Annotated in this window: 10 protein-coding genes and 1 tRNA gene; 7 read left to right on the top strand and 4 right to left on the bottom strand. The window is 56.4% G+C overall.

Annotated features, from left to right (window positions below):
• Positions 1 to 7 precede the first annotated feature (7 nt).
• Positions 8 to 97 (bottom strand) — tRNA-Ser (locus HY298_23935).
• A 322-nt stretch (positions 98 to 419) separates the two neighbouring features.
• Here HY298_23935 and HY298_23930 point away from each other — a divergent pair.
• From HY298_23930 to HY298_23900, 7 genes are all read left to right on the top strand, one after another.
• The gene (locus HY298_23930) at positions 420 to 977 is read left to right on the top strand and encodes a hypothetical protein (GenBank protein ID MBI3853309.1); all 558 of its coding nucleotides are present in this window, start codon (positions 420 to 422) and stop codon (positions 975 to 977) included.
• A gap of 98 nt (positions 978 to 1,075) precedes the next feature.
• On the top strand, positions 1,076 to 2,248 hold the full coding sequence (locus tag HY298_23925; protein ID MBI3853308.1) for a DUF2971 domain-containing protein: 1,173 nt from the start codon (positions 1,076 to 1,078) through the stop codon (positions 2,246 to 2,248).
• A 94-nt stretch (positions 2,249 to 2,342) separates the two neighbouring features.
• The gene (locus HY298_23920; GenBank protein MBI3853307.1) at positions 2,343 to 3,293 is read left to right on the top strand and encodes a DUF72 domain-containing protein; all 951 of its coding nucleotides are present in this window, start codon (positions 2,343 to 2,345) and stop codon (positions 3,291 to 3,293) included.
• 56 nt (positions 3,294 to 3,349) lie between these two features.
• Positions 3,350 to 3,973 carry a repressor LexA gene (gene lexA, locus HY298_23915; GenBank protein ID MBI3853306.1) on the top strand — a complete coding sequence of 208 codons (624 nt, stop codon included), beginning with the start codon at positions 3,350 to 3,352 and terminating at the stop codon, positions 3,971 to 3,973.
• Positions 3,974 to 3,979: 6 nt separating this feature from the next.
• Positions 3,980 to 8,611 carry a DNA polymerase III subunit alpha gene (dnaE, locus tag HY298_23910; GenBank protein ID MBI3853305.1) on the top strand — a complete coding sequence of 1,544 codons (4,632 nt, stop codon included), beginning with the start codon at positions 3,980 to 3,982 and terminating at the stop codon, positions 8,609 to 8,611.
• A complete protein-coding gene (locus tag HY298_23905; GenBank protein ID MBI3853304.1) occupies positions 8,608 to 9,303 on the top strand; it encodes an HAD family hydrolase in 696 nt (231 codons plus the stop codon). The genes dnaE and HY298_23905 overlap by 4 nt, the downstream gene beginning before the upstream one ends.
• A 105-nt stretch (positions 9,304 to 9,408) precedes the next feature.
• A complete protein-coding gene (locus HY298_23900; GenBank protein MBI3853303.1) occupies positions 9,409 to 10,398 on the top strand; it encodes a hypothetical protein in 990 nt (329 codons plus the stop codon).
• A 286-nt stretch (positions 10,399 to 10,684) separates the two neighbouring features.
• Here HY298_23900 and HY298_23895 read toward each other — a convergent pair whose 3' ends face one another.
• The 3 genes from HY298_23895 to HY298_23885 form a co-directional block, all read right to left on the bottom strand.
• Positions 10,685 to 12,001 (bottom strand): PQQ-binding-like beta-propeller repeat protein, encoded by a 1,317-nt coding sequence (locus HY298_23895; protein MBI3853302.1) that lies wholly within the window; start codon positions 11,999 to 12,001, stop codon positions 10,685 to 10,687.
• Between the two features lie 217 nt (positions 12,002 to 12,218).
• A complete protein-coding gene (locus HY298_23890; protein MBI3853301.1) occupies positions 12,219 to 13,202 on the bottom strand; it encodes an alpha/beta fold hydrolase in 984 nt (327 codons plus the stop codon).
• Positions 13,203 to 13,287: 85 nt separating this feature from the next.
• A complete protein-coding gene (locus HY298_23885) occupies positions 13,288 to 13,818 on the bottom strand; it encodes a hypothetical protein (GenBank protein ID MBI3853300.1) in 531 nt (176 codons plus the stop codon).
• Positions 13,819 to 14,063 lie beyond the last annotated feature (245 nt).

Genomic DNA, 14,063 nt, shown 5'->3' with positions numbered 1-14,063 from the left:
ACTGCGTTGGCGGAGAGGGAGGGATTCGAACCCTCGAACGGATTACTCCGTCACAGGTTTAGCAAACCTGCGCCTTAAGCCACTCGGCCACCTCTCCAAACCGACTAAAACGTTTTGTTTACAGTGGTTTTATACTGTTTGCATCGTTGCGCTTGCTGAACAGTGCGACACCGTGCAACATGAAATATGTCGGAATTTGTCGGAAGTTTCGACGGCCAACGGTTGCGAAAACCGTCTGTTGTTTTGTGTTCCGACAATCAGCATGTCGCCAAGTTAGCCGCTGGCCTTTGGGCTGACAAGACGAAAGCGTGCTCGCGTCTCACGCCTCGCCACAAGGCCGCGTGTGACGCGCTACGTTGAGCCAGGACGCGCTGCGATTGCGCCTCGTGCCGTAACATGATACAAACCGCACATTGCTTATGGGTCTGCTTGCTAAACTGTTCGGGAGACAAGAATGTCAGCCTTACGTTGATGCAGGTACTGCGCTGACTTTCAAATTGCCCCGTTCTCTGAATTTGCCTGATTGGAATGATGGCCTACCAAACTACACACAGGAGGAAATAGCTGCGATTGACCGCAGGCTGTCACAGTTTCAACAAATGGCAAACAGTGAGTTAGGGAGTGAGGCCAAATTCCATCCCGACGCTGCTCCAAAGCTTCAAAGAATGTTGGCTGGTGAAGCACTCGCAGGACTCGCACGGGATAAATTCATGTTCCAATCAGAGGACATCCCCACGGACTGGAAGCCCCTCGCAAGTACGTTTCTAAAAGCATGGGCTTCACGTCTTGACCCATCGACTCTTTTGGAACTTGGTGATATGCTCGCAAAAGTTGGGTGCAAAAATGAAGCCAAAGAGGTTTTGCAGGTTGTGCTATTGTTTCCTTCTTACGCTAAAACTCTATGGGGAAAAAACGATGATGAACTGCTTGGACGCATAGTCAGCGAAGCTAAGGAAGCGCTTCAAACTTTGAATTAAGCAAACAACCAAGTGCGGTTCTAAAGTGCGGCAGGATGGACGAAAATCGGCTGTCAGATTCGCTTCACTTCGCTGTCCCCGACAATTAGCCTCGAATTGTGAAAAACGTTCGCTCCAATGTTCTTTTCAAGTTTTGCAGTGGCGACAGCGCGGTGAAGATCCTGAAAGGAAACTCAGTGTTTGTGACCAGTCCGCTTGACCTAAACGACCCGTTCGAGATGCGCCCTGGTTGGACTGACGACCATGAGAAGCGTTTCTCTGCTGATCAGCAATTGCAAAGCGAACTCATTACGGGTGTCCCTGTATATGTGGCCCTTGCCAACGACAACTTGAAGAAGGCCGGGACGATGCCCTATCTGCATCCGCAGCAGCCCATTCAAGTGGATTCACAGCGGGGCATAGCTGACCGGCATAATTCACAGATTTTTCGGCTTCTACACCAACGATTTCGTGTCTTAAGTTTGGTTTCCAACCTCTTTAATTTGGCCGATGGAGAAGGCGAGTCAGATGAGCATTCCACTTTGATGTGGTCTCATTACGCTGATCAGTTCCAAGGAGTTTGCTTCGCCTTGGATGCTGCCCAATTTGACAATGGGATGCGCTGCGGGGGTTTTCCTGTAAAGTATTTCCCGGAAAGGCAGACTCTCCCTCCCAGCTACTATGATTGCTGGCAGTCTTTGTCCCAGCCACGCGACAGCGCACACAAGTTGGACCCGGCGTCTGGACTATTTTTGAACTCAGACGAACGATCTGCATCTGAAGAACGCCACTTTCTGAACCTTTTGGTGCACAAGTCGCCAGTCTGGCAATATGAGCGCGAAGTGCGCATGATCTATGACCTTGCAAGGCTCGTCTCGTTGCCGCAGATCAAAGTTCGGTGTGAGGTGTGCAATCGGAAGGAACGCCCACTCACGCAATGCAACCATACTTCCTATCGTGACACCATTCACATCCCACCGGCGGCGGTTCGCGCAGTGATTTTCGGTGCCGATTGCCCGCTGCGGGTGGTGCAAAGCGTCTTCGACGTTTTATCTGAGTCGAAATATCAGCACGTCGAGACCTACTGGTCGTGCCTGCATTCATCGAAGTATCTGGTTCATTACGTGAAAGGTTCACGTGATTACATCGAATGCATCCAACAAGAATTAGCGAAGCATGTGGCATTCGCGAAGAACCATTACTTCGACGGGAAACTGAGACTTGCCCCGAAAGGAATAAATTATGTTCGTGATGCTCCACCTAAGCACCGGAGGACACGGCGAGATTGCTGAAGTTTAGGCAAGCCTCCAAGTGGACTCAGGATGATTTTGCCCGCAAGGTTGTTGCCGGATAGACTGTGCCGGTTCAAACTCTCGTCCCAACTTTATGGCTTTCGAGCGTGAACGAATGAAAAGAACAGCCGCGTCCCTGGCGGCCAAAGGCGTGTTCATCGGCACGTCCTCGTGGAAATACGCCGGCTGGCGCGGCCTGCTCTACGACGAATCTCGTTACCTCTGGCGCGGCAAGGTCGCCGAAAGCCGTTTTGAGAAACAGTGCCTGGCCGAGTACGCCGAAGTCTTCAAGACGGTCTGCGTGGATGCGGCCTACTACAAGTTTCCCGACCGGCGCTACCTCGAAGGCATGGTGTCGCAAGTGCCAAGGGATTTTCAGTTCGCGTTCAAAGTCACCGATGAAATCACCGTCAAAAAGTTCACCAACCAGCCGAGGTTCGGCATCCGCGCCGGAAAACCCAACGCGAATTTTCTGAATGCGGACCTGTTCGCCTCGGCCTTCCTCAAGCCGTGCGATCCGTTCCGCGAGAATGTCGGCCTGCTCATGTTCGAATTCTCGCACTTTTATCCAAGCGATTATCAGCATGGCCGCGACTTTGTCGCCGACCTCGACCGTTTCCTGGAAAACATTCCCAGCGGCTGGCCTTATGGCGTGGAAATCCGGAACAAACATTTCCTGCACCCGGACTATTTCGCCGTCCTGCGGCGGCACGGTGTCGCGCACGTTTTCAACAGTTGGGCGGACATGCCGCCGGTGGGCGAGCAGATGGCGTTGCCGGACAGTCTCACCAATCCGAAGCTGTGCGGCGCGCGGTTCTTGCTCAAGCCGGGCCGCAAGTATCAGGAGGCCGTCGATCTGTTCAGTCCGTACGACCGCGTCAAAGAACCGGACGCGGAGGCCCGCGCTGCCGGCGCGAAATTGATCAAGGAAGGCGTGGCCACGGGGGGCCAGCGAAAGACTTTCATCTACGTCAACAACCGACTGGAAGGCAACGCGCTCGCGACCATTGATGCCATGCTGGAACAGGCGGGGTCGAAGGTCTGATCGCACAGAAGGATTGACACCGCCACCCGCCATGATACCGTATATCCATACGGTATATGCAGGAACTGACCAAACGCCAGCGGCAAATCGTCGATTTCATCCAGACCACGCGCCATGAAACCGGCGTGACGCCCAGCTTTCAGGAGATTGCCGACCGCTTCGGCTTTCGCAGCCTGACCACCGTGGCCGATCACCTCCGCCTGATCCGTCAGAAGGGCGCCTTGTTGACCGGTGAACCAGGCCAGGCGCGATCGTTGCGCGTCGTTTCGCCATTGCACGCCCTGCGAAAGCGCGTCGCGGACATCCCGATTTACGGCGCCATCCCCGCCGGCTTCCCTGCCGACCGCCAGCAGGAAGCCAAAGGCTGTGTTTCCATCGACATCGAGACGCTCGGCCTCAAGCCCACGCCGCGCACGTTCGCGTTGGAGGTGCGGGGCGACTCGATGATCGGCAAGTGCATCTTGGACGGCGACCTCGTCGTGCTCGAACACGGCATGACGCCGCGCAACGGCGACGTGGTGGCCGCGCTGATCGACAACGAGTCCACACTCAAGACCTTCGCGATGGAACGCGGTAAGCCGTTCCTCCGCGCCGAAAACCCGCATTATCCGAAAATGATTCCGGCCAGTGAACTGGTCATCCAGGGCGTGATGGTCGCGCTCATCCGCAAACGCAAATGATCGACCGTGCCCCGCGTCATCGTCCATCTCGATGCGGACGCGTTCTTCGCGTCCGTGGAACAAGCCGCCGACTCCCGGTTGCGCGGCAAGCCCGTCGCGGTCGGCGGTGAGAAGCGCGGCATCATCGCGTCGGCATCCTACGAAGCGCGGAAGTTCGGCGTGTTCACGCCCATGCCGACCGTGCGGGCGCGGAAGCTCTGCCCCAAGCTCATCGTGTTGCCCGGCGACTTCGACAAGTACGAACATTTTTCCCGGTGGATGTTCAGCTACGCGCAGGATTTCACGCCGGATGTGGAGATTGCTTCCATTGACGAGGGCTACTTCGACTTGAGCGGCGTTCGTAAACCGTCCATTGACGTCGCGCAAACCATCCGCGCCGCCATCCGGCAATCACTCAAAATTTCCGTCAGCGAAGGCATCGGCACGAACAAGCTCATCAGTCAAATCGCTTCCAAGTTGCACAAACCTGCGGCCTTTGCGCAGGTGTTGCCCGGACACGAAATTCCATTTTTGCATCCGCTCCCGAACCACTGGCTGCCGGGCATTGGACCAAAGACCGCGTCGCGCTTGAACGCGGCGGGGCTGGCCCACATCAAGCACATCGCGGCGACACCGCTCGAACTGTTGAACCTGCTGCTCGGCAAGCTGGCGGTGTCACTCAAACAATTCGCCAACGGCATTGATGACCGGCCCGTCGTGCCGTTGTGCGAACCGGCCAAGTCCTACAGCAAACAGGAAACCTTCGCAGCCGACCTCACGGATGAGAAATACGCCGAAGCCGTGTTGCGTCGGATGGCGGACGAACTCATGGCCAAGGTGCGCGCCGATGGCAAAAGCATCCGCACGCTGACGGTCAAGGTGTGTTACAACGACATGGCTGAAGATCAGCGCGGCGAGAGCCTGCCCGAACCAACCGATCTCGAAACGGACGTTTACGGGCGCATTCACACGATGCTGAAGCAGGCGTGGAAGCGGCGCGTGAGCCTGCGGATGGTTTCCCTGAAACTCTCGAATGTCTATGACGGCCTCTTCCGCGGCGAGTTGCCGCTCGAACGCGCCGCCCGACAACACGAAGCCCGGCGACGATTGGCCGGCGTCGTGGATGATTTGCGCCGCGCGCGTGGTCAGCAAATCATCTTGCGCGGCCACGATTTTCAACTGCGCGATGCTCCTCGTGAAGCTGTCGTAGCTGAGGTAACGAAGCTCACGCTTCAAAATCACAAATCGCAAATCGTAAATCGCCAATGGACCAGTTGCTACGTCCCTCTGCGCGCGCATAGTCACTATTCGTTTCTCGATTCCACACTGTCGCCGGCGGCCATTGTGCAACTGGCCAAGCAGCATGGCTTGCCTGCCGTCGCGCTCACGGACACGGGCAACCTGCACGGCGCGGTTGAGTTCGTTGAAGCAGCAAAGAAAGCCGGCGTGAAACCGATTCTGGGTACGGAATTGCGCGTCGGCGACAAGCCGTTGCTTCTCTACGTCGAGTCACCGCGAGGTTATCATAACCTCTGCCGCCTGTTGTCACGTCATGCGGAATTGACGGCGAGCAACGGCGACGAAGCTTCCGTTGCCGCGCAGCAACATTCCCCATTTCGCCGCGAGGAACTCAACGGCTTCACCGACGGACTGATCGCCGTCAGCGAGGACACGCAACTGGCGGAGATGTTTCCCGACCGTTTCTACCAGATGGCTGCGAGACGATCTGATCAAACATTCAACACCCAACATTCAATGCCGAACATCCAATGCTCCGCATTTCGGCCATCCTTGGATGTTGGGCGTTGGATGTTGAATGTTCGATGTTCATTGAGCTTCATGGAGAGGGACGGGATGAAGGGCTTTCCCATCGCCGCCTGTCCGCCAATCCGCTACGCGACACCGGAGGACCGGCAGAAATACGACATCGTGCAAAGCATCCGCACGCTGACGCTTTTGCAGCAGGAGCACCCGGACAAGTTGCGCAGCGGGCGATTTCATTTCCGCACGCCTGCCGAAATGGCGGCTGCCTGCCAGCAACATCCCGACTGGCTTCGCCACACATGCGAGATTGCCGAGCGCTGCAATTTCGATCTGCCCTTCGGCAAGCCGCAGTTCCCGGCGTTCACGCCACCGGATGGTTCACCGCCGAGCGAGTTTCTGCGGCGGCTTGTCCTTGAAGGACTCCGTCGTCGTTACCCCAAATCGCAGATCGCAAATCGCCAATCACAAATCGAAACGGAACTCGGCATGATCAACGAGGTCGGCTACGAGGAATATTTCCTCATCACCTGGGATTTTCTTCAGGAATGCCGGCGGCGCGGCATTGAGTGGATCACGCGCGGCAGCGCGGCGGACAGTCTTGTCTGCCATTGTCTTGGCATCAGCAGCGTCTGCCCGATTCGCTTCGACCTTTATTTCCGCCGCTTCCTCAACAAGGAACGCATGGCGCTGAACAAACTGCCGGACATCGACATCGACTTCGCGCACGACTTCAAAGATGACGTGGTGAAGCTCATCTTCGAGAAATACGGCCGCGAGCATTGCGCCGTCGTGGGTGGGTTCTCAACTTTCCAAGCGCGGAGCGCGTTCGCGGAAGTTGCCAAAGTTCTCGGCGTGGCAGAGCGCGAAGTGAGGAAGTTCACCGATCACTTCCCGTGGAGCTTTGGCGGCGGTTGGGTGCCGGACGAACCGACGCCCAGTGGCGGCGCTGGTTTGGTTGAGATGCTGCGCGCGAGTCCTGAAAACCGCGACCTGCCCTTTGACGAAGAACCGTACCGGACGGCGTTGGAAATGGCGGAGTTCCTCGACGGCGTGCCGCGCTATCCAAAGATGCACCCCTGCGGCCTCGTGCTTTCGCGCCAGCCGATGCACGAGTTGACACCGACCTTCATCGCCAACAAAGGCTACGCCACGACGCAGTTCGACATGGACGCGGTGGAGACCATCGGACTCGTGAAGATGGACATCCTCGCGCAAGGCGGTCTCGCAGCCATGCGCGACGTGAAGGCGACGCTCGGCAAGCGCGGCATCGAAGTGGATTTGGATCGGTGCGTCGCAACCAGAACGGATCTGGCAGGTGGGAGAGTGGGAAGGTGGGAAAGTGAGAAAAGCTCCTTTTCTCCTTTTCTCCTTTTCTCCTCTGCTCACTTTCCCACCGGCCCACCCGCCTCGCCTCCACCCGACCGCCTCCTCACGTCGGCGGCCACGGAAGAACCGTGGTGCGACCCGAATGTTTGGGAAATGATTGCCGAAGGCAGCGCGCGCGCGGTGCATCACATCGAATCGCCCGCGATGACGAGCCTCTGCCGGATGTGCAACGTGCGCGAGATTGACGGCCTCATTGCCATCGTCAGCGTCATCCGGCCCGGCGCAGCCAACGAAGGCAAGAAGTTGTCGTTCACGCGGCGCTATCAGGGTCTTGAACCGGTGACCTATCCGCATCCGTCGTTGGAAGCGTGCTTGCGGAGCACCTACGGACTGGTGGTTTACGAGGAACATATCCTGCAACTCTGCGAAGCATTCGCCGGCTTGCCACCGGGCCGCGCCGACGTGCTCCGCCGTGCGCTCAACAAACAAAAGCGCGCCGTCATCGAGGAAATTCGCGGCGAGTTTTTTGCATCTGCTTTGGCGCGCGGTCACTCGCCGGAGAAGACCGTCGAAGTGTGGGGACTCGTGACCGGCTTCGCGGGTTACGCCTTCTGCAAAGCGCACAGCACCGCGTATGGCGTCGAGGCGTACCAATCGGCGTGGCTCAAGCGCTACTTCCCTGCTGAATTCATGGCCGCCGTGCTGACCAACGGCAAGGGCTTCTACAATCCGCTCGTCTATGTCCTCGAATGTCATCGGCTCGGATTGAAGCTGTTGCCGCCATCGGCGAACGAACCTGGACCGGCCTTTGCGCCGCACGGCAACACCATCCGCGTGCCGCTGCTTCGCGTCAAAGGTCTTGCTGAAAAAACCAAGGACGCGATTCTTCGCGAACGCGAACGCGGCCCGTTCGATTCGCTCCGCGATTTTTATTGCCGTGTGTTGCCGTCGCCGGAGGAAATCGAGTCCATGATCCGGGTGGGTGCTTTCGACGAGTTCGGGCAGGCGCGCACGGCGCAATTTTGGGACGCGCAGCGTCTCGTGAAATCCGAAATCCGAAATCCGAAATCCGAAATCAAAGGTCGGAACCTGGAATTTGATTTTGATGCCGGCGCAGACGCGGTTTCTGATTTCCTCGTCCAAAATCCCTCCCTGCTCCGCGAGCCGACGCGGCGCGAGCGTCTGGAATGGGAAACGGAATTGCTCGGCTTCACCGCGAGCGGACATCCGCTTGAACTTTACAACAACGTCGCGTGGGAAACGTATTGCCCGGTGGCGCGACTGGGTGAACACGTCGGCGAAGAAGTCGTCACTTGCGGATTGGTGATTGAACAGCGCGTCCATCATCAAATCACCGGCGAGCCGATGAAATTTCTGACGCTGGCGGATTGGACGGGCATGGTGGAAACTGAACTGTTCGCGGCGACGTACAAGAGTTATGGGTTGGCGACCGTGCGTTATCCAGTGCTCGAAATTACCGCCACCGTCGAACCGTTCGAGAACGGTCGAGGGTTCTCCTTGCGGGTGTTGCGCGCCGGGAAACCTCGCACGACAATGCAATCATCATGAGCGAAACAATTCATCCAATCGTCTTTCTGTTCGACGTGGACAATACCCTGCTCGACAACGACCGCGTGACCGCCGACCTCAAACGCCACCTTGACAGCAGGGTCGGACCGGAGCGGGCGCAACGCTACTGGGCCATCTTCGAGCAGTTGCGGACTGAGCTTGGTTACGCCGATTACCTTGGCGCGCTGCAACGCTACCGGAGCGAGCAGCCGCACGACCCGCGTCTCTTCGAGGTGTCCCGCTTCCTGGTGGACTATCCCTTCGCGAACCGGCTCTTTCCGAACTCGCTTGATGTTGTGGAGCACGTCAAGCAATGGGGACCGGCCGTCATCCTGTCGGATGGCGACGTGGTTTTTCAGCCGCGCAAAGTGGATCGCTCCGGTCTATTCGAAGCGGTCGGCGGCAACGTTCTCATTTACGTTCACAAAGAACACGAACTGGCTGAAGTTGAGCGACGTTATCCCGCCAAACATTACGTGTTGGTGGATGACAAACTGCGCATTCTGGCCGCGGTCAAAAAGAGTTGGGATTCACGAGTGACAACTGTTTTCCCCCGGCAAGGACATTACGCCCACGATCCGAAGATTCTGTCCAGCTACCCGCCGGCCGATGTCAGCATCGAACGGATTGGCGATTTACTCGGTTACGAACTGCAAAACTTACTCATAACCACAGAGCCTGACGGCTCGTGATGAAACATTAGTGTGGAGTCAACAGCAAATCTTCTTGTGGTTTTTATCCGCTTAGAATGCCATTGACCGATTGGTCTGTTTACAGACTAATCCTGTGAGCATCCAATGGCTTCCGAAACTAGAAAAGAGCGCCGCAAGCGGCAGCGGGAAGCGGCACAAGCCTGTAAACCCACCAAGCCTTTGCCGGTTGCTGAAAGTATCCCAAAATCCATAGAATCACCGCCCACCACCATTGTTAATAAAGTGCAGAACCAAACTCCAAGCCAACCCAAAGCAAAAGAGGGCGTAGTTAAATGGGTTAAAGATCATAAAACGACCAGTTCGCTGATCGGACTTTTCGTATTCTCTCTCGGTGGCCTCCTTAACTACTTTGGAGCAAATCCCCGGATTCTCTATTTTCCGGCTGTCGTTTTCTGCACTTTGATTTGCTGGTTGGTAATGTCTGGAACTCATAGATTTGTTCAGGGTAGATTAAATGAGACCAAGGCGAGTGCGGTGACCAACACGCCTGCCGAAACGAAGGCATTTTCGGTATTCGCCGACGTGCAGTTTATTCAGCTTGATAGCAACACCGATCCATTGATCTGGTTTGTTCGCATTTTCCGAGATGGTTTGATAAGGTATCCAGTCTTTCTTACGTTGCATGTTCAATTTACAAATCTGAAACCTATCGCGACCAAGATAGCCAACTATGCAGTTGAGGTTCAAAATCCAGATAAAAGTTGGACAGTTATCCCTGATTTTGATATAGGTTATGGAACAATCTTTGTTGTCACCAAGGGAGATCTGAAGGCGGCTCGAAAAATAACATGCACCACTTTTAATTCTGTTCTCAGAGAACAGAATATTGCTGCCGGCGCAACGGTTCAGGGCTGGATATTTCTCGATGTAGGAGAGCACGGGCGTGGCACGAATTTTAGATTGAGAGTTATGGACACAACCGGGGTTACCTCCATAGAACCAATAAGAATCTATGTGCAGGCAACTAAATGGGATTCCAGCCTGATCGGTGGAGAAATGCGCGCTGGTGATATTGTTGATATAAGCAGCGTGAGGCAAGCCACAAGCGATGAACGACTTACTCCGCCTCATTAAAGTCGTCTGCCTTGTTTTGTTCAATATCCATCGGAAATGCCCCGTCTTTATTGACGATTCGCCACGCGGCTAAACTTTAGCTCCAAAGCGATAGAGCATTACCTCACCGGCGTGTAACCAGTACTGGTGACTAGCAGGGGACATGGCTTCGGCTACTGTAATCACGTGTTAGCGCACTTTGTTCTCAAGTGTGCGTGTGTGAAAAGGCCGGATCTGTTGTCCGGCCTTTCTCTTTTTTCTCGCTGAGTTGATCGCCTCCAAACCCCCTTGATCGTCGCGAATTGCTTTATCGCTTCTTCGTCGCGCCAATGCACCAAAGGTGTTTGTCCGTGCGAATGAAGATTTCCCCATCCGAAACCGCCAGTGACGCATTCATTGGCTCACTGCCGATCGAGTTCGTGGCCACACACTCAAACTTCGGACTGGCGCGCAGCACAAACACGTCGGCGTTCAGGTTCGCCGCATAAAACCAACCGTCTGCCAGCACGGGCGACGACCACGATGCGTTCCGTGCGCCCGTGCCCGTGAGCCGTTCTTCCCAAACGATCTCACCGGTCTTGAGCTCACGGCATTCGGCAAAGCCCATCCAGTTCACTTGATAAATGTGGCCCTGGGAAATCAAACCCGCGCCAATGGAGCCCTTGCTGTTACCGGGATACTGAATCCAAAGCCGGCGCGTTGCGGTCACGTTGCCACGACCACCGGGTCGCACGGCGATGACCGTGTTCCGCAATCCGCAACCGTTCAATCCCACGATTCCTTCACCGGAAAACGGCGAACTGTAGATGCCGATGTTCGGTCCGTCGCATGTCCAGAGTAGCTCGCCGGTCTTCGGTGCGAGCGCCATCAACCGCAGCGCAAACGCCACCACCAATTCATCGTGGTTGCCGGCTCGCACGACCAAAGGCGTGGCCCAAGAGCCGGCCACTTCCGAAATCTTCATCGCACCGGGTTTGTCTTTATACGAAGCCTCACCCCCATAGTCCTCCGATTTCGCGTCGGCGCTGATCGCCGGCGGGTCACGCTGCCAGACGGTCTTGCCCGTCCGCTTGTTCAAGGCAATGACGAAACTCCGCTCGCCGGGGCCGAAGTTCAGGAAACAAAGTTCGCGGTAGAGAGCCGGTGAGGATGCGTAACCCCATATATGCGATTGCGGGCCGAGATCGCGGTGCCACAATTCGCGCCCGTCGAAGTCGTAGCAATACACTCCCGCCGAGCCAAACCACGCGATGACACGTTTGTCATCGCTGACGGGTGAGGGCGTGCACGGCGGGTTGTCCGAAACCGTGGGTTCCTTCTCCAGCAGGGTCGGACCGACCTGCCAGAGTAATTTCCCGTCGCGACGGTCGAAACACATCACCGTGCGGCGGTTCTCCTTCTCAACTGCCTGCGTGATGAAAACGCGGTCGTTCCAGACAATCGGCGTGGAGTTGCCGCGCTCGGGCAGAGGCCTGCGCCAACGGACGTTTTCATTCGTGCTCCAATGGAGCGGCAGTTTCTTTCCTTGATAAGTCCCGTTGCCATCCGGTCCGCGCCAGCCCGGCCATTGGCCAGCCGTTGCCGTGAGCGACGAAGCTACCAATACCAGAACGAGGCTTCTCATGCTCCTGACTCTAACGAGCGGCTCCATCACCGGAAAGGCGAATCGCAATTGAAAACCCATGGCACCACCATTGTGGACTGAAATCCCCTCACCCGGCCTTCGGCCACCCTCTCCCCCTCCGAGGGGGAGAGGGAAGGGTGAGGGGCATCGGAAGACTTGAATAGCGGAGTTTCCTCGGTGGGCTTATCGAGAGTCACCCACGTCATCGTCGTACCGGCTACAGCTTTTTCTTAATCCACTCCAGCGCGTCCGGGACGTAGATCGCCGTCAGCTTGTGCCCTTGATCGTACCAAATCAGCTTCGTGTTCGCCGTTTCGATGTACTTGTGGTACGACGCTTCTACCTTTCCAACGTAATCGTCCTTCCCATCCTTGCGGCCCATCAACATCAGGAACGGCGTCTTGCCGATGCCCCAACTGTAATCGATGGGCGACGCCGGTCCGTAGCCGATGCTGAGCAGCGGTGGTACACAAGCCACGGCGGTTTTGATGCGCGGCTCGACCGAGAGCAGATAAAACGAGTCCATGCCGCCCATGCTGTAACCGAGCAGGCCGATGCGATTCATATCCACTTCACGCCGCTCGGCCATGAAGTCGAGGGCGCGACGATAGTCTTTGACCGTCTGAATCGAGATCTCGGCAAAGGTGAAGTAGTTGCGTTGCTTCGGGGCTTTGGGGTCATCAAAGGGATTGACGTGTTGATAGTCGATCTCGCCGCTGCGTTCACCGTGCGTCGCCGCGTCCAACGCGAGAATCCCATACCCCGCCTCCAGCAAGGCCTTTCGCATCACGCCGCCGTTGATGAAATTGTCGTCCTTATACCAATCTTCCTTGCCACCCGACCAGCCGTGCAACAACAACACGAGCGGATAGGGCTTTTTAGCGGCTTTGGGAACCTCAACGTAACCGGGCACGAGAAAACCTTGCGCGCCACGAAAGACGATCTTGTGCCGCAACGAGCCGTCCTCATTCCACTCTCGCACCACGCGCCCCTCCAGCGGGATGCTCTTGTCGTAATCAAAGAATGGCAGCCGCGCCTTGAACGCTTCTTCACCGATCCGCGGGTACGGCGCAGCCTCTTCGCACCAAGCGTCGATTGATGGATACGCCACACTGCAGCCCAACATCACAGAAAGCAAAAGTCGCGTCGGCGTCCAACACGGCCTGCCGCGAACAGATTGCTGACTGAAGAATGCGCGCATGAGTTGGACTTTAGATAAACTGACGGCGCACTGCAAGACGCCGGACAGGATTTTACCTTCTGCTGCAACCATCCACCGTTACAATTCACCACCGCCGGCGATGCCCCGGACCGAAATAAAATCGAAAAGTCGGGCCATAGTCATAGTAATAAGGCGGCCCATAATAATAATATGGAGGTCCGTAATAGTAATACGGAGGTCCGTAATATGGGTAACCGGGTGCACCCGGCGGCGGGTACGCCGGCGACTTTTGATTCATGTCGAAGTAAATGTTCTTTGGAATCTGGTCCTCGGGAGTGAATCCCCGCCCCGTCCGGAACACGCGCGTCTGGACAAACTGGTTGGTCGTCAGCGGCAACGCGCGAATGACATAGAAATAAGACCCGAAATCGTGGAACGTTCCGTCCGGGTCGCCGAAAATTTTCAGGTGAACTGGCGTGTTGCCGATTACCTCACCGTTGGCTTCGATCCGCGCACCCGGCTCCGAAGCTTCAATAGTCACGACGTAGGCCATCGTGCCGTGCGGGCCGGGTTCCGCGCCGGGCGGAATCGACTGGCATCCGGTCAGCAGCGCTGCAACTGTCAGGCCCGCCACCAAAATTAAATTTGTTTTCATAATGCTTTAACATTCCTCAGCCACCACAATTTCTCAACCGTGACTTCACTGCCGTTGATTCTTGGTGGAAATCGTTGGCGGACAGCCGGGCGGGTCAAATATGCTGGTTCTTCGCTGTTTTCGGTGGAGCCGCTGGGTAGTCTTTGGGCATGACGCCTGAAAAACTGTTTCATGAGTTGCTGGGATTGGGTTTGAACTGGGAAGTGGTTGAGAGCCGTTTTGACCACGAGAGCGGTACGGTCCGG

This window comes from Verrucomicrobiota bacterium, from assembly GCA_016200005.1.
In the GTDB taxonomy this organism is placed as follows: Bacteria; Verrucomicrobiota; Verrucomicrobiia; order Limisphaerales; family PALSA-1396; genus PALSA-1396.
This window is presented reverse-complemented; position numbering and strand designations above follow the sequence as displayed.